Below are 19,906 nucleotides of genomic sequence, written 5' to 3' on the forward strand. Positions count from 1 at the left end.
AACGCGCCGATCACGGCGGCGACGGCGACGGGGACGTTCACGTACAGGCACCAGCGCCAGTTCAGGTACTCCGTGAGCACCCCGCCGACGACGAAACCCACGGCGGCGCCGCTGCCGGCCAGCGCGCCGTAGATGCCGAAGGCCTTCCCGCGCTCCCTCGGGTCGGTGAAGGTGGTGGTCAGCAGCGACAGCGCGGACGGCGCGAGGACGGCGGCGAAGACACCCTGCAGCGCCCGGGCGGCGAACAGCATCGCCGGGGTGGTGGCGGCACCGCCGATCGCGGAGGCGGTGGCGAAGCCGATCAGCCCGATGACGAAGGTGCGTTTGCGCCCCACGAGGTCCGCGATCCGGCCGCCGAGCAGCAGCAGGCCGCCGAAGGCGAGGGTGTAGGCGGTGATGACCCACTGGCGGTTGCCGTCGGACATGCCCAGGTCGCGCTGCGCCGAGGGCAGCGCGATGTTCACGATGGTCGAGTCGAGGACGACCATCAGCTGGGCCAGGGCGATCACCGTCAGCCCCCACCAGCGGCGGGGATCGACGTCCGTGGGCGCGGCCGCCGCGTCTGTCCGGGTGCCACTCATCTGGCCAGAACACCATGATTCGGTGCGTACCGCATCCCGTTCCGCCGGCCGCCGCCCACCGTCCTCACGGCACGAGGACCACCTTCCCGGTCGTCCCCCGGTTCTCCAGCGCCCGGTGCGCGGCGGCGGCGTCGGCGAGCGGGAAGCGGTGCACGGCCGGGGTGAGCCGGCCCTCGGCGGCCTCGGTGAGCGCGCGCACTTCGAGGGTGCGCAGGGGGTCGGCGCCGCCGGCCCGCTCCAGCATCACCGGGCCGAGCACCTGCTGGGAGACGCCGTCGACGAGGTGGGGGCCGCCGTCGCGCAGGCCCTCGCCCGACCAGCCGAAGACCAGGTGCCTGCCGCCGGGCCCCAGCAGGGCGACGGCCTCGCGGGCCACGTCCCCGCCCACGCCGTCGAAGACGACGGACGCCGTACGGCCGCCCAGGTGGGCGCGGACCTTCGCCGGCCACTGCGGGTCCCGGTAGTCGACGGCGAGGTCGGCGCCGTTCGCGGCGACGCGGGCGGCCTTCTCCGGGCCGCCGGCCAGACCGATCACCGTGGCGCCGGCGTTCTTGGCGTACTGCACCAGCAGGGTGCCGATGCCTCCGGCGGCGGCCGGGACCAGCGCCACGGAGCCGGGGCCGAGCTCGGCGAACTGGAGGATCCCCATGGCCGTACGCCCCGTGCCGATCATGGCGACGGCCTCGGCGAAGTCCAGGTCCCCGGGGATCTCGTGCAGGCGGGCGAGGTCGGCCACGGCGCGTTCCGCGTAGCCCCCGGGCGCGAAGCCGAGGTGGACGACGACGCGTCTGCCCAGCCAGCTCTCGGGCGTTCCCTCCCCCAGGGACTCGACGACACCGGCGACCTCGCGGCCGGGGATCGTGGGCAGGACGGGCAGCGCCGGCATCGGGCCCCGCACGCCCTCGCGCAGCGCGGTGTCCAGGAGGTGGACGCCCGCCGCACGGACGGCGATCCGGACCTGGCCCGGTCCCGGCCGCGGATCCCCGACCTCCTCGACGACGAGGTTCTCGGCCGGGCCGAAGGTGTGCAGACGGATGGCGCGCATGGGATCCCCCGGGTGAGCGGGCTGGGCGGGCCCCACGGGTGCGGGGCCGACTGGGCGGGACCCACTCAACGACCTCAAGCCTGCTTGAGGTCAAGCTCCCGCCGGCCGAGGGCGAGGGACACCGCCGTCAGGGCGCTGTTGAACGAGACCTCCGAGAGCAGGCCCGGCGCGGCCACCTGGTCACCGGCGAGGTAGACCCCGTCGCCGCGGTCGACGGCGGGCCGGTCGCGCCAGGTGGTGCCGGGCAGGTCGACGGCGCCGGTACGGCCGTTCGCGACCGCCTCGCGCCGCCAGGTCAGGCGCTCGCGCCAGCCGGGGAAGCCGAGGTCCAGCAGCTGCTCGGCCCGTGCGGTGCCGTCGGCCTTCGACTCGTGGGGCGCGATGGGGATCTGCCCCTGGATCAGTTGCTCGCCCGCCGGGGCCAGGGTGCGGTCCTGCGCGGTGAACCGTTCGATCCAGCCCGGCGCGTCCAGGTCGGAGACCGCGAAGGCGTCACCGCGCCGGGTCCGTACGGCGAGGTCGACCAGGGTGGTGCGCCCGCTCGGCCAGGTCAGCGCGGGGTCGTCCAGCAGACGGCGGGCGGCGTCGAGGGAGGTGGCGACGACGACGGGGGTGTCGGTCGGCACGGTGTCCACCCGGGAGAGGGTCTCCACCCGGACCCCGAGGTTCCACGCCAGCGCGGCCATCCGGTCGATCACCCCGGACCAGCCACCGCGCGGGTAGTGCGCCTCGGGCGGCAGCTTGGTGGCCCGGCGCAGGCGTTCCTGCACGAAGGCGGCGGACAGCGACCCGGGGTCGTGGTGGAAGAGGGCGACGGCGCAGTAGTGGGCGGCGGCACGGGCGCCCTCCTCGCCCGCGACACCGGTCGCCCAGGTCAGGAAGTCGGTGTCGACGGGGGCCGGTGCGACGCCCCGGCGCAGCAGCTTGAGCATGGCGAAGGGCGGGGTGCGGCGCAGCGCGCCGTGGTGACGCAGCCGCAGCCGGGCCCCCTCCAGGGGCGGGAGCGGCGCGAGCGGACCGATCAGGTCGCGCTGCTTGAGCCACGCCCAGTGCGGGCCGCCGTTGTAGAGGGCGTGCGGGCCGTCGTTGGTCCGGTAGGGGCCGTCGGCCGTCCGGGCCCGTCCACCGAGCGTGTGGTGGGCCTCGTGGACGGTCACCTTGGCGCCCGCCTCGGCGGCGGTGATGGCCGCGGTCAGTCCGGCGAAGCCGCCGCCGATGACGGTGATGCGGTGCATGGCTGGGGTCTCCCTCGGGTCGGGGTCGCCTTGTGCGGTGCCTGTCTGCCAGTACGACGGACCCGGCGCCGCGGAATGTGACATCGCCTCCGTGGGACGGCGTCCGTGCAGGTCACCGCCGGTTGTCAGTGACGGGGTGCAGCATGGGGGCATGGTGAGGCGAGCGGTGGGCGGCGGCGGTACGACGACGGTGCGGGCGGCGCGCCGCCCCGAGCTGCGGCTGCCGCCGCTGGTGCCGTACGAGGGCGGGGAGCTGGAGCCGGACGGGGACTACGACGGGCTGGAGTTCCGGGAGGCGGACCTCGCCGGGCAGGACGGCGCGGGCGCCCGTTTCATGGACTGCGCGCTCAGGGAGTGCGCGCTGGACGAGGCGTCCCTGACCCGGGCCCGGCTGCTCGACTCGGTCCTCACCGGCGTACGGGGCGTCGGTACGCGGCTCGCCGAGGCCACCCTGCGCGACGTCGAGCTGGTCGACGCCCGCCTGGGCGGTGTGCAGTTGCACGGTGCCGTCCTGGAGCGGGTCCTGGTCCGCGGCGGCAAGATCGACTACCTGAATCTGCGCCGGGCTCGGCTCAAGGACGTCGTCTTCGAGGGGTGCGTCCTGGTCGAGCCCGATTTCGGGGGCGCCCGCCTGGAGCGGGTCGCGTTCGTCGACTGCGCCCTGAAGGGAGCCGACTTCAGCGCGGCGACGCTCACGGACGTCGACCTGCGCGGGGCCGCCCCGCTGGAGCCGGCCCGGGGCGTGGACCGGCTGGCGGGGGCGGTGATCAGCCCGGCCCAGCTGCTGGACCTGGCGCCGGTGCTGGCGGCGGAGCTGGGGATTCGGGTGCTGTCCCCGGAGTAGGACGGGCCGGTCGCGCCCCCGAGGGGCCGTCGTCGAGGGCGTCAGGAGATCCGGGGGAAGCGGGCCTGGAGCGTCCAGACCGCCGGGTTGTCCGCCAGGTCCTCGTGCATGTCGGCGAGGTCGGCGATCAGGTCGTGCAGGAAGTCCCGGGCCTCGCGGCGCAGCTCGGCATGGGAGAAGGACAGCGGGGGTTCGGATTCCGGCAGCCACTCCGCCTCGATGTCGACCCAGCCGAAGCGGCGCTCGAAGAGCAGACGGTCGGTGGACTCGGTGAAGTCCAGCTCGGCCCGCTGCGGCCGGGCGGCCCGGGAGCCCGCCGGGTCCCGGTCGACGCGCTCCACGATGTCGCACAGCGCCCACGCGAAGTCGAGTACCGGTACCCATCCCCAGGCTGTGGAGATCTCCCGGTCCGCCTTGGTGTCGGCCAGGTAGACGTCCCCGCAGAACAGGTCGTGCCGCAGCGCGTGGACGTCCGCGCGCCGGTAGTCGGTCTGCGGGGGGTCGGGGAAGCGGGTGGAGAGGGCGTAGCCGATGTCGAGCACGCAGGTGATGGTGTCATGGCACGGGGGCCGAGTGCGTCGCCGCGGGGCCGGACAGGTCGACCCGGAGCTCGCCGAGGTGCCCGAGCCCCTGTGGCCACCGGACCTGGCCCGGCTGCTCGACGCGTTCGAGGCACCCGGGGCGCCGGGGGAGTGAGGCGACGGGCGGGGTGGCGCCCTACCGGCTCTCCGGCCGGCCGTCCCCGTGCAGCCAGTCCTCCCAGACCTCCGTGAAGTCCTCGTCCGGGGCCGACTTCTCCACGTACGCCTCGAAGTCCTCGGTGTCCGCGTTGCCGTGCCGGTGGGCGGCGGCCCAGCCCCGCAGCAGGGACCAGAAGGCGTCGTCGCCGACCGTCTGACGGATCTTGTGCAGGACCATCGCGCCGCGCTGGTAGACGGGGCTCTCGGAGATGTGCGCCGCGTCCGGCGGGTCGGCGGGCGGGAACGCCCAGACCGCGGCGCTCTCGTCCTCGTCGGAGTAGTAGGTCCCGTCGTAGAGCGCGTCGAACGTCTCCTGCGCGGTGTCGCCGCCCTCGTCCTCCTCCCACAGCCACTCCGCGTAGGTGGCGAACCCCTCGTTGAGCCACATGTCCCGCCATGTCCTCGGGCTGACGGAGTTGCCGTACCACTGGTGGGCGAGTTCGTGGACGAGGAGGAGGCTGCCGGGAGCGCCCGGGAAGTAGGGCCGGTTCTGCGTCTCCAGGGCGTAGGCGGCGTCCTGGACGCGGTCGACGATCGCACCGGTGGAGGAGAAGGGGTACGGGCCGAAGTTCTCCTGGGCCCACTCCATGATCTCGGGTATCCGGCCGAGGACCTTCCGGCTGGCTTCGGCCTGTTCCGGGTCGACGGCCGTGTACACCGGCAGACCGTCGTCGGTGGTGGAGCGCTCGGTCTTCCATTCGCCGACGGCGACGGTGGCGACGTAGCTCGCCATCGGCTCGGCGACGTGCCAGGTGAACGTCGTACGGCCGCCCCGGGTGACCTCGCCCGTCAGCTCGCCGTTGGAGACGACCCCGAGCCCCTCCGGCACGGTCACCTCGAGGTCGTAGGCCGCCTTGTCGGAAGGGTGGTGACTGCCGGGGAACCAGGCCATCGAACCCGTCGGCTCACCGAGCCCGACCGCGCCGTCCTCGGTGGGCAGCCAGCCCTCCTCGGACCCGTCGGGGTCGGTCACCGTCACCGGGTCGCCGGAGTAGCGCACGGCCACACGGAACGTCTCCCCGTCGTCGAGTTCGTCGGACGGCCGGACGGTCAGCTCCTGTCCGGCCCGGTTGAAGCGGGCGGCCCGGCCCTCGACGGTGACCTTCTCGACCTCCAGGCCCTTGAGGTCCAGGTTGAAGGCGGACAGGTCCTGGGTGGCGCGGGCGGTGATCGTCGCGGTGCCGGAGAGGTGCCCGGTGTCGGGGTCGTAGGCGAGGACCAGGCCGTAATGGCCGATGTCGTAGCCGCCGTTGCCCGCCTTGGGGAAGTACGGGTCACGCACCCCGGAGGGGCCGGGGGTGCCCCGCACGCCGTTGCCGCCGCACGCGGTGAGGGCGGCGACGGCGACGGCGGTCAGCACGACGAGCGGACGGGGCAGGCGCATCTCACGATCCTATGGGCCGTTTCACGTGAAACGCCCACCTTCAGAGGAAACCGTCAGCGGAATCCGTCAGTGGACACAAGGGGCCCGCACCACCGGGCGGGGACTAGTCCAGCGCCGCCGCGCCCGCCTGCGCGAACTTCTCGTCCAGGGCGCCGGAAGGGGCGCCCGCGACACCGATACCGGCGATCGGCGCCTTGTCGGCGGTGACGGGGACGCCGCCGCCCAGGAACAGCGTGCCCGGGATGTCCTTCAGGTTCGGGGCCTTCTCCAGGCGGCCCTCCAGCTCGCTGGTCGGGGCGTTCCAGGAGACCGCGGTGAACGCCTTCCGCACCGCCGACTCGTACGACTGCGGGCCGGCGCCGTCACCGCGCAGGGTGAGGACCGTGTTGCCGTTGCGGTCGACGACGGCGACCGTGATCCGCTGGCCTTCCTTCTTCGCCGCCTTCAGCGCGGCCTGGGCCGCCTCGGTCGCGGCGTCGATCGTCAGGTGCCGGGAGGTGGTGGTGTCACCGCGGCCCGCGGACGCCGCGAGGGCCGCGGCCGGGGCCGCCTCCGGGCCCGCGGCGTTCGCCGCCACCGTGCCGAAGGTGCCGGCGGCGACGGCGGCGAGGACGGCGCCGCCGGTGGCGATGCGGGCGCGCCGGGAAAGGGTCTTCTTCATGGTGCATCTGCTCCTCGGGATCGGGCCGGACGGTCCGCGTCGGGGCCCCTCGGGGCCGCTTCCGTCCGTCTGCACTCCACCCTCCGTCCGGCGGCGAGGACGCACGGTCGCCGTTCCGGCTGCTCGTCGGCGACGGAACGGGTGACGGCCGGGTCGTCCGATCGGCTGACCCGTGGACCGTCCCAAGGGGCCACCATGGGAGGGAAAGCGCAGCTCAGCGTGGAAGGACACAACGGTGAAGAGGAGGCGCGCGCGGATGCCGAAGCCGTACGACCCGGACACCCGGTGGCTCGGCGCCGTCATGCACGCGGCGTTCTTCCTGCTCCTCGGCGGTGCCCTGGCCCGCTTCCTGCTGCGCCATCCCGGCGAGCCCCGCACGCCGTGGATCATCGCCCTGTCCCTCGCCCTCGCGGTCCTGCACGTGCTCGGGCCCGTGCTGGGCGGCCCCGGGGCGCGGCCCATCCGGCGGCGCCTGGCCTGGCTGGGCCCGGTGGTCGTGGTGTGGATGGTGCTGGTCGTCCTCGCGCCCAGCTTCGCCTGGTGCGCGGTGCCCCTCTTCTACACCGGCCTGCGCACCCTGCCGGCCCGGGCGGCGCTCGTGCTGGTCACCGTCCTGACGGTGTTCGTCGTCGCCGCGCAGCTCCGGCTCGCCGGGCGCTTCGACCCGAACCTGCTGCTCGCCCCGCCCGCCGTCGCCGCCATCGCGGCGGCCGTGTTCCTGCACACCGAGAGGCAGGCGGCACGGCAGCGCGCCCTCATCGACGATCTGATCCGCACCCGCCGCGAACTCGCCGCCTCCGAGCGCCGCGAGGGCACGCTCGCCGAACGCCAGCGGCTGTCCATGGAGATCCACGACACCCTCGCCCAGGGCCTGTCCAGCCAGCGGATGCTGCTCCAGGCCGCCGAGCGGGTCTGGGACGCCGATCCCGGCAAGGCCCGCACCCACGTCCGAGGCGCCGCGTCCGTCGCCGAGCACAACCTCGCCGAGGCACGCCGCTTCGTCCACGACCTCGCCCCGGCCGACCTCGCGGGCGGCGGCGGTCTGGAGGCGGCGCTGCGCGCCCTGGCCGCGCGGGAGTCCGGCGACGCCCTCACCGTGCGCGTCCACGTCGACGACGACGCCCGTGTCCCGCCGCTGCCCGACCGCGTCCAGTCGGCACTGCTGCGCATCGCCCAGGGCGCCCTGGCCAACGTCCGGGAACACGCGGGGGCGTCCGCCGCCGTGCTCACCCTCACCCTCCTCGACGACCAGGTGGTCCTGGACGTCACCGACGACGGGCACGGCTTCACCCCGGCCGCGCTGCCCGACGCCCCCGCCGGGACGCGCGGACACGGCCTGCCCGCCATGCGGGCCCGGCTGCGTCAGTTCGGCGGCATCCTCACCGTCGAGTCCGCCCCCGGCGAGGGCACCGTGCTGTCCGCCGCCGTCCCCCTGGCCACACCCCGGACCGACCCGGCCGCCCCGGCGGAGACATCCGACGCCACCCCGCCCGACTCCCCGGAGACACCCCGATGACCGACCCGGCCGACTCCCGCACGGTCCCCGTGCGCATCCTGGTCTGCGACGACCACGTCGTCGTACGGGCCGGGCTGCTCGCCCTGCTCGACAGTGCCCCCGGCATCGAGGTGGTCGGCGAGGCGGGGACCGGGGAGGAGGCGCTCGCGCTCGCCGCGCGGCTGGCGCCGGACGTGGTGCTGATGGACCTTCAGCTCGGCGAGGGCATCGACGGTGTGGAGACCACGCGCCGCCTCACCGCCACGGCGGGCTCCCGGCGGGCACCGTACGTCCTGGTCCTGACCACGTTCGACACCGACGCCGACATCACCCGCGCCATCGAGGCCGGCGCGACCGGGTACCTGCTGAAGGCCGAACGCCCCGAGGAACTGTTCGCCGCCATCCACGCCGCCGCCCAGGGCCGCACCGCGCTGTCCGCGCCGGTCGCCAGCCGGGTCATGGCCAACATGCGCAGCCCGCGCCCCACCCTCACCGACCGCGAACACGACATCCTGGCCCAGCTCGCCACGGGGCTCGGCAACCGGGAGATCGCCCGCGCCCTGTTCATCAGCGAGGCCACGGTGAAGACCCACCTGCGCCGCATCTACGACAAGCTGGGCGTCGACACCCGCGCGGGCGCGGTCGCGGTGGCGAAGGAGCGTCGGCTGCTGCCGTGACGCACGAAGGCTCCCCGGCGCGCGACCGGGGAGCCTTCGTACGTGACGAACGGAAGGGTGAACGTCAGACGTTCACGCCGAAGTCCTGGGCGATGCCCACCAGGCCCGAGGCGTAGCCCTGGCCGACGGCGCGGAACTTCCACTCGGCGCCGTTGCGGTAGAGCTCGCCGAAGACCATCGCGGTCTCGGTGGCCGCGTCCTCGGACAGGTCGTAGCGGGCGATCTCGGCACCGCCGGCCTGGTTGACGATGCGGATGTACGCGTTGCGCACCTGGCCGAAGTTCTGCGAACGGTTCTCGGCGTCGTAGATCGAGACCGGGAAGACGATCTTGTCGATGTCGGCGGGCAGGCCGGCCAGGTTGACGTTGATCGCCTCGTCGTCGCCGGCGCCCTCGCCGGTGCGGTTGTCACCGGTGTGGACGATGGTGTTGTCCGGCGTCTGCTTGTTGTTGAAGAAGACGAAGTGGGCGTCGGAGTAGACCTTGCCCTGCGTGTTGACCGCGATCGCGGAGGCGTCGAGGTCGAAGTCGGTGCCGGTGGTGGTACGGACGTCCCAGCCGAGGCCCACGGTGACTTCGGTCAGGCCCGGAGCCTCCTTGGTGAGCGAGACGTTGCCACCCTTGGACAGGCTTACAGCCATTGTTGGGAGTCCCTTCCCTCGTTTACGTACGGCAAGAAAGCTACAGCTACCCCCATGAACGACGAGAGGGGTACACAAGGTTCCAGCTCTCTTTACTTTCTTTACCGAGACCGGGGCCGAGACAGGGGCCGGGGCCGAGACCGAGACGGGAACCGGGACCGGGGATATTCGGGTGACGCGGACCGCGCGGGGACGGGAACATGGACGGCATGTCCGGTCCCCATGTCATCCGCGGCTCCGTCTCCCTTCCCGAGGCCGAGCTCGTCTGGCGCTTCTCGCGCTCCTCGGGGCCCGGAGGGCAGCACGTCAACACCACGGACACGGCGGTGGAGCTCCGCTTCGACCTGGCGAGGACCGAGGCCCTGCCCGAGGTGTGGAAGCGGCGGGCGCTGGAGCGGCTGGCCGGGCGCCTGACCGACGGGGTCGTCACCGTCCGCGCCTCCGAGCACCGCTCCCAGTGGCGCAACCGCGAGGCCGCCGCCGTGCGCCTCGCCGCCCTGCTCGCCGAGGCCACCGCGCCCCCGCCCAGGCCCCGCAGACCGACCCGTATACCGCGCGGCATCAACGAACGCCGGCTGCGGGAGAAGAAGCAACGCTCGGAGACCAAGCGGGGCCGGTCCCCGAAGAACTGGGACTAGAAGAACTGGGACCAGGGGCTGCCGGGCGGGCCCCCGCCCCGGGAACCGACCGGGCGGCTACCCGTCCAGCGTCAGCACGCCCACCGTCTCGCCCTCGCTCGTCGTCCCGTCGGTGCGGAAGCCCAGGCCCAGGTAGAAGCCCTCGGGGCCGTTCGGGCCCGGATGCCACGTCACGTAGCACTCCTTGCCGCCGCGGCGGCGGATCTCGGCGGCCACCGACTCCACGGCGAAGCGGCCGTAGCCCTTGCCCTGCTCCCCGGCCGCGATGTTCAGCCTCCACAGGCCGGAGCGCCGGACGCTGCCGTCCTCGTACCAGTCGATGTCGAAGAAGGCCATGAGGAAGCCGACGGGCCGGTCACCGTCGACGATCAGGCGGGGCCAGGCGGCGTCGGAGTGGACGTAGGCCTCGGCCAGGGACTTCATCACCGGGGACACGGCGAACTCCTGCTCGGGGCGCACCCGTATGGCGGTGGCGGCCTCGAAGTTCGCGGAGGTGATCTCTTCGAGGCGCGGTGCGGGGCTGGTCGTCATGCGCGCACCCTAAGCGGACGGGGCGAGGGCGGGCGAGCCGATTCCGGCTCACCCCAACTGCCGGTACCGCCCCCGGAAGTACGCGAGCGGCTTCCCGTCCGCGCTCGGCACCCCGGCGGTGAGCACGCGGCCGATCACCAGGGTGTGGTCCCCCGCCCGGACCCGCTGCTCGGTCCGGCACTCCAGGGTGGCCAGGGCGCCGCCCACCAGCGGAGCCCCGGACGCCTCGCCCCGCGTGCAGGGGATGTCCGCGAAGAGCAGCCGGTCGCTGACCCGGCCCTTCATCGCGAAGCGGCCGGCGATGTGCCGCTGGCTCTCGGACAGGACGGAGACCGCCCACAGGGGCTGCTCGTCGAGGAGGTCGTCCATGCGGGAGCCCTCGCGCAGGCTGACCAGGACCAGCGGCGGGTCCAGGGAGACCGACATGAACGCCGTGGCCGTCATCCCGACGTCCTCGCCGCGCGGCGCCAGCGGGTCGTCCGGGTCGAGCGGCGGCTCCTGCGCGGTCACCAGGACCACGCCCGAGGCCAGCCGGGACATCGCGGCACGGAACTCGTCGTTGCTCACCCCCTCAGCATGCCCGGCGGCGGGCGACGGCGACGGGAGCGCGGGGGACGCGGGGGAGGGGAGAGACGCGGTGTTCAACACCCCGCCACGCTAAACGCCGGGCCGTCGGCCGGGCATCGGGCCCCGGACCGAACCGGGGCACGAACCGGGACCTAGGACCACAGAACGAGCCGTGCGCATCCCCACAAAATTTGCTTTCGGTAAACGCACAGGGGAAACACAGAAACACCACTCAATTGTTCATCTTTCGCTGTGACTTGAGTCACAAGGAGCGTCAATTGTTGACCCTGTGTACCGAGTGGGGAGCGCGCTGTGATTCAGTGGCGGGGAACCTGCAAGGGCACCATCAGTAAAGGCGCCGAAGACAACCCTTGATTCGCTGCGAGGTCTCGGGGGGAGGGCGAGCATGGAGACCGAGTCGGAGCCCTATGTCCGTCTTGCGTCCCTGCGGCAACTGCACCAGGCCATGGCCGACATGAACAAGGCCCGCAGCCTGGCGGACACCCTGCAGGCCGTCGCCGACGGCGTCGTCCAGGCCCTCGGGTACGAGCTGGCGTGCGTCAACCTCGTCCGCCCCGACGGCGACCTCGTCGTCGCCGCCTTCTCGGGCAACCAGGCCGCCGAGGCCCTCATCACCGGCCGGGCGGGCTCCCGCGAGTCCTGGGACCGGCGCCTGAGCATGGGCGAGCAGTGGGGCGACCTGATCTTCATACCCCACACCGAGGGCTGGATCCTCGACGACGACGACGTCCCGCAGTGGTACACCGACGGACCCGCGCCCCGCTTCGAGGACGAGTGGCACCCCTCGGACCGGCTCTTCGCCCCGATGTACGCGCCCGGCCCGCAGGGCGGCGGCGCCAGCGGGGAGCTGATCGGCGTCCTGTCCGTGGACCGGCCGCGCAACGGCCGCCGCCCCGGCGCCTGGGGCCGCGAGGCTTTGCAGATGTACGCCTTCCAGGCCGCCATCGCGATCAGCAACGCCCGGCTCCGCTCCAACATGCAGCGCGCCCTGGTCCGCCTGGAGCGCGACCAGCAGGCGCTGAGGGCCAGCGAGGAAAGCTTCCGGCAGGCCTTCGAGTACGCCCCCTCCGGGATGGCCATCGCCGAGATGGGCGGCGACCAGCACGGCCGGATCCTGCGCACCAACGACGCGCTGTGCCGGCTCCTGGGCCGACCCGCCTCCGCGATGCGCCGCTACGCCTTCTCCGACCTCGTCCACCCCGAGGACATCGGCACCCTGCTGCGGACCTCCGCCGAGGGCGGCCGGGCCGAGCTGCGCCTGGGCCGCCGCGACGGCACGTACGTCTGGGTCTCCCTGCGCAACAGCGTCGTCGCCGACGCCGCCGACGGGCCCCGCTTCCTGCTCACCCACGTCGAGGACATCGAGGAGCGCAAGCGGCGCGAGCTCCAGCTCGCCCACCGCGCCTCCCACGACTCCCTCACCGGACTGCCGAACTCCGCCGAACTGCGCTCCCGCCTGTCCGCCCGGCTGTGCCAGCGCCCGCAGTCCTCGCACGCGGGCGTGGCCGACGCCATGGACGCGGCCTACGGGCACTCCGCCGTGTTCGACTCCGGGGGCCACACCTTCGACTTCGGCGCGGCCGCCGAGCCGTACGGCGCCTACGACCACCATGTGCACGCCGTCGCCCCCGAGGACGGCCGGGACGACGGCACCAAGGGGCTCGCGGTCCTCTTCTGCGACCTGGACGGCTTCAAGTCGATCAACGACCGGTTCGGGCACAACGCCGGCGACGCGGTCCTCATCGAGGTCGCCCGCCGGCTCAGCGGCGGCGTGCGCGACGGCGACACGGTCGCCCGGCTCGGCGGCGACGAGTTCGTGATCCTCGCCAACGGGCTCGGCCGGGCCGACGCCCAGGACCTCGCCGTCCGGCTGCGCAACGAGATCATCCAGCCGATCCGGGCCGAGGGCCGGGCCGTGCGCGTCGGCGCCAGCTTCGGCATCGGGTGGGCCCACTGCGGCATGACGGCGGACGAAGTCCTGAAGTCGGCCGACGAACGGATGTACGTCGAGAAACGATCTCGTCCCAAACAGCACCGCCGCGCCGGTTGACCGGCAGGTCAGCGCGTTGATGCGGTATGAGTCACCCGTTTGGCCCAGTCGAAGCGGGTAGGCTCGCCCTCTCACCATCCGTACCGCACCACGCACCGCATCTGGTTAGGAGACCAAGGGATGACGCCCGGCAACAACGGCGCGAGCACGCCCGAGGACGACGACCCGTTCGGCTACCTGTACGCCGACGGGCAGGCCAACGGAGCCCAGCCGCCGTCCGGTGGCTACGGCTACCCGAACTCCGTCAACCGGGTGCGTCCCGTCGGCACACGGCAGTACGGGGCACCGCAGGGCCAGGCCGCCCCGCAGCAGCAGGGCGCCTACGGGCAGCCGAACGCGCACTACGCCGCGCCGGAGACCTTCCCCGGCGGCGGTGCCCCCACCGCCCCGCCGCAGCCGGGCCACGGCGGGGGCGGCGGGCGCCGCGGGCCCAACACCAAGGGCCTGCTGATCGGTGCGGTCGCGGTCGTCGCCGCGGTCGTCGTCGGCATCGCCGTGGCCATGTCCGGCGTCGGCTCGGACGACGACAAGGGCGGCGACGAGGCCGGCGCGAGCCCCGCCCCCACCCAGTCGCAGAGCACCGAACCCAGCCCCTCCGCCAGCGACAAGGCCGAGGAGAAGACGGAGCTCCCGGCGACCGACGCCAAGGCACTGCGGCTGTCGCCCGGTGTGACGACGGCCTCCGACATCAAGGGCGCCCGGTCCGAGGGCGGCGTCTACGTGTCGAACCTCAACCAGCCCGGCGCCTCGGTCACCTGGACCGTGGACGGCATCCCCGAGGACGGCCCCTACACCCTCTTCGCCGGATACAGCGCCGCCGGCGAGGACCAGTCGATGACCCTGACGGTCAACGGCAAGGAGTTCGGCAACAAGCTGAACCTGGGCAACTTCACGCACGCCGAGGACGGCGACTTCGCCAAGGGCTGGACCAAGACCTACGCCTGGCCCACCCTCAACAAGGGCACCAACACGATCACGCTCTCCTGCAACGACGGCGACAAGTGCAATGTCCTGCTGGACCAGTTCTCCCTGAAGAAGGGCCAGGTCAAGGACTAGGAGGTGTTTGGGGTTCGGATCATGCGGTTGAGATGAGGTGCTTCAGCCACATGAGCGATCCCCGGAGGTGAAGTCCTGCCTCGTAGCTCTCGGGTGACTTGTCGTAGCGGGTGGCGAGCCCGCGCCAGGTCTTGATCTTCTGGAAGCAGCGCTCCACAGTATTGCGCTGCTTGTAGCGGTGCGCGTCGAAGGCTGGTGGCCGGCCGCCGGCCGAGCCCTTCTTCCGGCGATTGGCAGCCTGGTCGTCCTTTTCCGGGATCACTGCGGTGATGCCGCGTCTGCGCAGGTAGGCGCGGTTGGCCTTGGACGAGTAGGCCTTGTCGGCGGCCACCGCCCCGGGACGGGTGCGCGGGCGGCCCCTGGGTCCTGCGACGCGTACCCGGCCGAGCACCACCTGGAACTGCGGGCAGTCCGCCGCCTGGCCCGGGGTCACCACGAGCACCAGCGGCAGTCCCGCCGCGTCGACCGCTGCGTGGACCTTGCTGCTCAGCCCGCCTCTGGACCTGCCGAGCCCGGCCGCCTTCGCCCGTGCCCGGCGACGGCGCCGTGCCGCGGACCGCTCCCGGTCCTCCTGCGAGTCGCCCGCGCCGGGTACCGGCGGCGGCGCATCACCCGCAGGACCGGTCCCTGTTCCGGCAGCGGAACCCCCTTTTCCTCGGTCAGTGCCTGTTCGAGAGCGTCCAGGGTCTCCCCGGCGACCGCCAGACCTGCCGATTCGTGATGGGCCCGCACGACCGTGGAGTCCACACTGACCAGTTTCAGCCCGACCTGCCCGCGCGCAGCAGCCTCGGCGATCAGACCGTCCATCAGCGCCTGGAACATCCCAGCCTTCGACCAGGCTCTGAACCGCGAGTACACCGTGGACCAGGGGCCGTAGCGCTCCGGGACATCACGCCAGCCACTGCCGGTGCGAAACCTCCACAGCACGCCGTTGAACTGGTCCCGCACCCGCCGAGGCAGCGGACCCGTCGCCGCCACCGGCAGACATCCCTCGATCAACTCCCACTCAGCATCCGTCACATCGAAACGCGCCACATGCGAGTACTACCAGCCCGGACCGACCGACCACCGAGCCTCGAAAAGATCCAAACTTCAAACAGCCCCTAGTTCCGTCCGGCGGGGCCGCAGGCCCTCACGCCGCGCCCGCCTCCGGCGTCACCGCGACCCCGCGGCCGAGCAGCTCCTCGTACGCCCCCCGGTCGAACTCGCCCGCCACCGGTGCCGACACCGTCGCCGCGGACAGGGCGACCGCGCGGGCCAGCCGGTCGGGCCAGGGCAGGTGCTCGACCAGGCCGGAGAGCAGGCCCGCGACCGCCGAGTCGCCCGCGCCGGTCGGGTTGCCGTGGACGTGGGCGGGCGGGGCGGCGCGCCAGCGGCCCTCGGGCGTCACCGCGAGCAGCCCCTCGGCGCCCAGCGAGGCGACCACGGAGCGGGCGCCGCGACGACGGGCGGCCTGGGTGGCCCGCAGCGGTTCGTGCGAGCCGGTCAGCTCCGCGAGTTCGTCGGCGTTCGGCTTGATGATGTCCGGGCGGGCGGCCACCCCCCGCCGCAGCGGTTCCCCGCTGGTGTCCAGCAGCACCGGCACGCCCGCCGCGCGCGCGGTGCGCACCAGCCCGGCGTACGCGCCCACCGGCACGCCCGGCGGCAGGCTGCCGCACAGGGCCACCGCGGCGGCGCCGGCGAGCAGGCGCTCGTAGGCCTCCTGGAAGGCGTTCCACTCGGCGGGGGCCACGGCCGGGCCGGGTTCGTTGAGCTGGGTGGTGTCGCCGGTGCGCTCGTCGACGACGGCGATGGTGCGCCGGGTCGCCCCCGCGACCGGGACCAGCGCGTCGGTCACCCCGCGCACGCCGGCCAGTCCGGCGCGCACGACGTCCCCGGTGGTGCCGCCCGCGAAGCCGGTGACCGTCACCTCGTGTCCGAGGGCCGCCAGCACGCGGGCCACGTTCAGCCCCTTGCCGCCGGGGCGCTCGGTGACCTCGGTGACCCGGTGGGAGGCGTGGGGCCTGAGGCCCGGGACGCGGTAGGTGATGTCGACGGCGGTGTTCAGCGTGACCGTGAGGATCACCTGTGCCGACCTCCCCCGATTGGCTGTGTCCGACGTGTGCTCCGGAGACGGGTCCCGGACGTCCTTTCCCGGAGATGATGTCCGGGGACACGATCATGCCAAACAGTCGGCGGTCGGCCCAGTCCCGGACCGGCCGCCGTGGGCGCCGGCCCGGGGGCGGACTCGGGGACGGATCAGCCCGGTTGGGGATCGACCACCCATTCGCCCCGCCGCATCACGCCCACCAGGTCGAAGCCGTCGTCGAGGATCACCAGGTCGGCGTCCTTGCCGGGCTCCAGGGAGCCGACCCGGTCGGCCACGCCCAGCAGCCGGGCCGGGTTGGCGGAGATCGCCGCGACCACGTCGCCGACCGGCAGTCCGTCCACCGTCACCGCCCGTTTGAAGGCGCGGTCCAGGGTGAGCGTGGAGCCCGCGATCGAGCCGCCCTCCACCAGCCGGGCCACGCCGTCGGCGACCTCGACCTCCATCGGGCCGAGCAGGTAGCGGCCGTCGCCGAAGCCGGCCGCGTCCATGGCGTCGGTGATGAAGGCGACCCGGGCGGCGCCCGCGTGGTGGAAGGCGAGCTGGAGCGCGGCCGGGTGCAGGTGCGTGCCGTCGTTGATCAGCTCGACGGTGATCCGCTCGTCCTCGAGGAGCGCCGTGATCGGACCGGGGGCGCGGTGGCCGAGTGGCGGCATCGCGTTGAACAGGTGCGTGGCGACGCTCGCGCCCGCGTCGATGGCCTGGAGCGTCTGCTCGTACGTCGCGTCCGTGTGCCCGACCGCCGCGATCACGCCGTGCTCGACGAGCAGCCGCACGGAGTCCAGGCCGCCCGGCAGCTCGGTGGCCAGCGTCATCATGCGCGCGTGGCCGTGCGCCGCGTCGATCAGCTTGCGGACCTCGGCCGGGTCGGGGTGGCGCAGCAGCTGCTCGTCGTGCGCGCCCTTGCGGCACGGGGAGATGAACGGCCCCTCGAAGTGGATGCCCGCGATGTCGCCCTGCTGGGCCAGCTCGGCGAGCATCCCGGCGTGCCGGGCGAGGAAGTCCAGGTCGCCGGTGACGGCGGAGGCGACCAGCGTGGTGGTGCCGTGCAGGCGGTGGGTGCGGACGCCCTGGAGGACCTCCTCGGCGGTGCCGCCGGCGAAGGAGGCGCCGCCGCCGCCGTGGTTGTGGAGGTCGACGAAGCCGGGGACCACCCAGTGGCCCGACACGTCGAGGACGTCGGCGTCCGGGGGAGCCGTGTCCGCGATCCGCGTGCCGTCGACGATCACGCGGCCGTCGTCCACGGTCCCGGTGGGCAGTACCACCCGGGCACCGGCGAGAACCTTGCTTGGGGCCATCAGGTGGTTACCTCCGGGGGAGTCGCGGTCGTAGGAGTGGCGCTGAGCAGGTCCCAGGCGAGCAGCCCGGCACCCAGGCAGCCGGCGGTGTCCCCCAGCGCGGCGGGGACGAGTTCCGGCAGCTTCTGGAAGGTGACGCGCCGCCGGACGGCGTCCCGCAGCGGTGTGAACAAGGTTTCCCCCGCCTCGGCGAGGCCGCCACCGATGATCAGGACGCGCGGGTCCAGCAGGGTGAGCGCCGTGACCAGCCCGTCGGCGAGCGCGTCCACGGCGTCCCGCCACACGGCGAGGGCGCGGGCGTCACCCGACTCGACGGCCTTGGCGCAGTCGGCGGCGTCCGCGTCCGGGTCGCCGCAGGCCTCGGCCCACGCCTGGCTCACCGCCGACGCGGAGGCGTACCGCTCCAGACACCCGCGCTGCCCGCACGGACACGGGGTGCCGCCGGGGCGTACGACGATGTGGCCGATCTCGCCCGCGAACCCGTGGGCGCCCGACTCCACCCGGCCGTCGATGCCGATGGCGCCCGCGATGCCGGTGCCCAGCGGCACGAACAGGAACCGGTCGGCGCCCTTCCCGGCCCCGATCCGCCCCTCGGCGAGCCCGCCGGTGCGCACGTCGTGCCCGAGGGCGACCGGGATGCCGCCGAGCCGGTCGCCGAGCAGTGCCCGCAGGGGTACGTCGCGCCAGCCGAGGTTGGCCGCGTACACGGCGGTGCCGTGCTCCTCGTCGATGATGCCGGGGACGGCGACACCGGCGGCGCGGGCGGGCTCGCCGAACCGGTCGGCGCCGTAGGCGCGCAGCTCGGCGGCGAAGTCCAGGATGCCTGCCACGACCGCCTCGGGCCCGCGGTCGCGGCCGGTGGCCCGGCGGGCCCGGTGCAGCAGCTCGCCCCCCGGCCCCGCCAGCGCGGCCTTCATCCCGGTGCCGCCCACATCGAGGGCGATGACATGTCTCACGGGGGACAGTGTGGCCCGCTGACCCGGGAGAGGTCTAGTCCACTGCCGTGGTGTAGACCTTAATCCGTTAATCGGACAGACGATCAGGCAACGGAGTCGGACGACGTGTTGCCGGCAGGGTGGGGAAGTTACGGTGCAGCGGCGTAGGGCAGGAACGATCGCGGTGGTGTCCGCGCTGGGCCTGACGGCGGTCCTCGGCGGCTGCGGACTCACCGGTGACTCCGGCGAGGTGACGCTGAAGCTGGTCGCCGCCGACTACGGCGACAGCAAGGCCAACAGCTCGCAGGCCTACTGGGACGAGCTGGCCAAGGCCTACGAGGCCAAGCACCCCGACGTGAAGGTCGACGTCACCGTCTACTCCTGGAACGACGTGGACCGCGAGGTCCGCGAGATGGTCGAGGACGGCAAGGCGCCCGACATGGCGCAGATCGGCGCCTACTCCGACTACGCGGACCAGGACCTGCTCTACCGGGCCGACGACGTGCTCTCCATCCCGGTCCAGGCCAACTTCGTCTCCCAGCTCGCCGCCGCGGGCCAGGTCGGCGGAGTGCAGTACGGCCTGCCCTTCGCGGCCTCCACGCGCGTGCTGTTCTACAACAGGACCCTCTTCGACGAGGCCGGCGTCACGCCGCCCAAGAGCTGGGACGACCTCGCCGAGGCCGCCGAGAAGCTCAAGGACAAGGGCGTGAAGTTCCCGTACGCGCTGCCGCTGGGCGCCGAGGAGGCGCAGGCCGAGACGATGCAGTGGCTGCTCAGCGGCGGGGGCGGCTACACCGACGACGTCGGCTCCTACGCCGTCGACTCGCCGCAGAACGTCACCACCTTCACCTGGCTCCGGGACGAACTGGTCGGCAAGGGCCTCACCGGCCCGGTCGCACCCGGCAAGCTCAACCGCGCCGACGCCTTCGCCGCCTTCGCGAGCGGCGAGGTCGGCATGCTCAACGGGCACCCCTCGCTGATGAAGATGGCGTCCGACAAGGGCGTGAAGTACGGCATGGTGACGACCCCCGGCATCGACGGCGAGAGCAAGAACACGCTCGGCGTCACCGACTGGATGACGGCCTTCAAGAAGAACGGCCACCAGGAGGAGATCGGCGACTTCCTCGGCTTCGTCTACAACGACCAGAACGTCCTCGACTTCTCCCGCCGCTACGACCTGCTGCCGGTGACCACCTCCGCGTCCCAGGTCATGGCCACGGCGCAGGAGGACAAGAACCTCAAGCCCTTCCTGGACGAGCTGCTGCTCTCCGAGCTGTACCCGGTCGGCAACACCGCCTGGGCATCGGTCAGCGCGGACGTCAAGAAGCGCATCGGCCAGGCGGTCGCCGCCGGCGGCAGCCCCTCCGCCGTCCTCGGCCAGATCCAGGCGACGGCGCTGCGGGCGGGCAGCGCGGAGTAGCC

Annotated in this window: 20 protein-coding genes and 1 pseudogene; 8 read left to right on the forward strand and 13 right to left on the reverse strand. The window is 73.2% G+C overall.

The window, feature by feature from the left end; all coding sequences use genetic code 11:
- The 3 genes from KUM32_RS44420 to KUM32_RS38030 form a co-directional block, all read right to left on the reverse strand.
- On the reverse strand, nucleotides 1-581 hold a 581-nt coding region (locus KUM32_RS44420; protein ID WP_254406694.1), incomplete at its 3' end, for an MFS transporter.
- Between the two features lie 64 nt (nucleotides 582-645).
- On the reverse strand, nucleotides 646-1,626 hold the full coding sequence (locus tag KUM32_RS38025; RefSeq protein WP_217146380.1) for a zinc-binding dehydrogenase: 981 nt from the start codon (nucleotides 1,624-1,626) through the stop codon (nucleotides 646-648).
- Between the two features lie 74 nt (nucleotides 1,627-1,700).
- Nucleotides 1,701-2,861: an NAD(P)-binding protein gene (locus tag KUM32_RS38030; RefSeq protein ID WP_217146381.1), complete on the reverse strand. Its 1,161-nt coding sequence runs from the start codon at nucleotides 2,859-2,861 to the stop codon at nucleotides 1,701-1,703.
- Between the two features lie 151 nt (nucleotides 2,862-3,012).
- Here KUM32_RS38030 and KUM32_RS38035 point away from each other — a divergent pair, with 151 nt between their 5' ends.
- The gene (locus KUM32_RS38035) at nucleotides 3,013-3,705 is read left to right on the forward strand and encodes a pentapeptide repeat-containing protein (protein ID WP_217146382.1); all 693 of its coding nucleotides are present in this window, start codon (nucleotides 3,013-3,015) and stop codon (nucleotides 3,703-3,705) included.
- 41 nt (nucleotides 3,706-3,746) lie between these two features.
- Here the strand turns inward: KUM32_RS38035 and KUM32_RS38040 are convergent, their stop codons facing one another.
- The gene (locus tag KUM32_RS38040; protein ID WP_217146383.1) at nucleotides 3,747-4,247 is read right to left on the reverse strand and encodes a hypothetical protein; all 501 of its coding nucleotides are present in this window, start codon (nucleotides 4,245-4,247) and stop codon (nucleotides 3,747-3,749) included.
- Between KUM32_RS38040 and KUM32_RS38045 the strand changes: the two genes are divergently transcribed.
- Nucleotides 4,237-4,401 carry a hypothetical protein gene (locus KUM32_RS38045; RefSeq protein ID WP_217146384.1) on the forward strand — a complete coding sequence of 55 codons (165 nt, stop codon included), beginning with the start codon at nucleotides 4,237-4,239 and terminating at the stop codon, nucleotides 4,399-4,401. The genes KUM32_RS38040 and KUM32_RS38045 overlap by 11 nt on opposite strands.
- A 21-nt stretch (nucleotides 4,402-4,422) precedes the next feature.
- On the opposite strand, the gene KUM32_RS38050 is transcribed toward KUM32_RS38045, so the two are convergent.
- Nucleotides 4,423-5,829: a M1 family metallopeptidase gene (locus tag KUM32_RS38050; protein WP_217146385.1), complete on the reverse strand. Its 1,407-nt coding sequence runs from the start codon at nucleotides 5,827-5,829 to the stop codon at nucleotides 4,423-4,425.
- 103 nt (nucleotides 5,830-5,932) lie between these two features.
- Complete coding sequence (locus KUM32_RS38055; protein ID WP_217146386.1) at nucleotides 5,933-6,490, reverse strand: heme-binding protein; 558 nt, start codon at nucleotides 6,488-6,490, stop codon at nucleotides 5,933-5,935.
- 256 nt (nucleotides 6,491-6,746) lie between these two features.
- Here KUM32_RS38055 and KUM32_RS38060 point away from each other — a divergent pair, with 256 nt between their 5' ends.
- Nucleotides 6,747-8,006, forward strand: coding sequence for a sensor histidine kinase (locus KUM32_RS38060; RefSeq protein WP_217146387.1), 1,260 nt, complete (start codon nucleotides 6,747-6,749; stop codon nucleotides 8,004-8,006).
- Complete coding sequence (locus KUM32_RS38065; protein WP_217146388.1) at nucleotides 8,003-8,662, forward strand: response regulator transcription factor; 660 nt, start codon at nucleotides 8,003-8,005, stop codon at nucleotides 8,660-8,662. The genes KUM32_RS38060 and KUM32_RS38065 overlap by 4 nt, the downstream gene beginning before the upstream one ends.
- 64 nt (nucleotides 8,663-8,726) lie before the next feature.
- Here the strand turns inward: KUM32_RS38065 and KUM32_RS38070 are convergent, their stop codons facing one another.
- Nucleotides 8,727-9,302, reverse strand: coding sequence for a TerD family protein (locus KUM32_RS38070; protein ID WP_030191275.1), 576 nt, complete (start codon nucleotides 9,300-9,302; stop codon nucleotides 8,727-8,729).
- A gap of 200 nt (nucleotides 9,303-9,502) precedes the next feature.
- Between KUM32_RS38070 and arfB the strand changes: the two genes are divergently transcribed.
- The gene (gene arfB / locus KUM32_RS38075) at nucleotides 9,503-9,940 is read left to right on the forward strand and encodes an alternative ribosome rescue aminoacyl-tRNA hydrolase ArfB (RefSeq protein ID WP_217146389.1); all 438 of its coding nucleotides are present in this window, start codon (nucleotides 9,503-9,505) and stop codon (nucleotides 9,938-9,940) included.
- A 57-nt stretch (nucleotides 9,941-9,997) separates the two neighbouring features.
- On the opposite strand, the gene KUM32_RS38080 is transcribed toward arfB, so the two are convergent.
- Together KUM32_RS38080 and KUM32_RS38085 are read right to left on the reverse strand one after the other, a co-directional pair.
- Nucleotides 9,998-10,471, reverse strand: coding sequence for a GNAT family N-acetyltransferase (locus KUM32_RS38080; RefSeq protein ID WP_217146390.1), 474 nt, complete (start codon nucleotides 10,469-10,471; stop codon nucleotides 9,998-10,000).
- Between the two features lie 48 nt (nucleotides 10,472-10,519).
- The gene (locus KUM32_RS38085) at nucleotides 10,520-11,119 is read right to left on the reverse strand and encodes a flavin reductase family protein (RefSeq protein ID WP_217146391.1); all 600 of its coding nucleotides are present in this window, start codon (nucleotides 11,117-11,119) and stop codon (nucleotides 10,520-10,522) included.
- Nucleotides 11,120-11,444: 325 nt separating this feature from the next.
- On the opposite strand from KUM32_RS38085, the gene cdgB reads away from it, so the two are divergent.
- Nucleotides 11,445-13,109, forward strand: a complete 1,665-nt coding sequence (gene cdgB / locus KUM32_RS38090; protein WP_217146392.1) for a diguanylate cyclase CdgB — start codon at nucleotides 11,445-11,447, stop codon at nucleotides 13,107-13,109.
- 120 nt (nucleotides 13,110-13,229) lie between these two features.
- The gene (locus tag KUM32_RS38095) at nucleotides 13,230-14,165 is read left to right on the forward strand and encodes a carbohydrate-binding protein (protein ID WP_217146393.1); all 936 of its coding nucleotides are present in this window, start codon (nucleotides 13,230-13,232) and stop codon (nucleotides 14,163-14,165) included.
- Between the two features lie 19 nt (nucleotides 14,166-14,184).
- On the opposite strand, the pseudogene KUM32_RS38100 reads toward KUM32_RS38095, so the two are convergent.
- From KUM32_RS38100 to KUM32_RS38115, 4 genes and pseudogenes are all read right to left on the reverse strand, one after another.
- Nucleotides 14,185-15,200 (reverse strand): annotated as a pseudogene (locus tag KUM32_RS38100) (IS5 family transposase).
- A 97-nt stretch (nucleotides 15,201-15,297) separates the two neighbouring features.
- On the reverse strand, nucleotides 15,298-16,230 hold the full coding sequence (locus tag KUM32_RS38105; RefSeq protein ID WP_217146394.1) for a 1-phosphofructokinase family hexose kinase: 933 nt from the start codon (nucleotides 16,228-16,230) through the stop codon (nucleotides 15,298-15,300).
- A gap of 173 nt (nucleotides 16,231-16,403) precedes the next feature.
- Entirely contained in the window at nucleotides 16,404-17,549 is a 1,146-nt protein-coding gene (gene nagA / locus KUM32_RS38110; RefSeq protein ID WP_217146395.1) for an N-acetylglucosamine-6-phosphate deacetylase, read from the reverse strand.
- Nucleotides 17,549-18,505, reverse strand: coding sequence for an ROK family protein (locus KUM32_RS38115; protein ID WP_217146396.1), 957 nt, complete (start codon nucleotides 18,503-18,505; stop codon nucleotides 17,549-17,551). The genes nagA and KUM32_RS38115 overlap by 1 nt, the downstream gene beginning before the upstream one ends.
- 133 nt (nucleotides 18,506-18,638) lie before the next feature.
- Here KUM32_RS38115 and KUM32_RS38120 point away from each other — a divergent pair, with 133 nt between their 5' ends.
- A complete protein-coding gene (locus KUM32_RS38120) occupies nucleotides 18,639-19,904 on the forward strand; it encodes an ABC transporter substrate-binding protein (protein WP_217146397.1) in 1,266 nt (421 codons plus the stop codon).
- Nucleotides 19,905-19,906 lie beyond the last annotated feature (2 nt).

It is taken from the genome of Streptomyces sp. AC627_RSS907 (assembly GCF_019049165.1).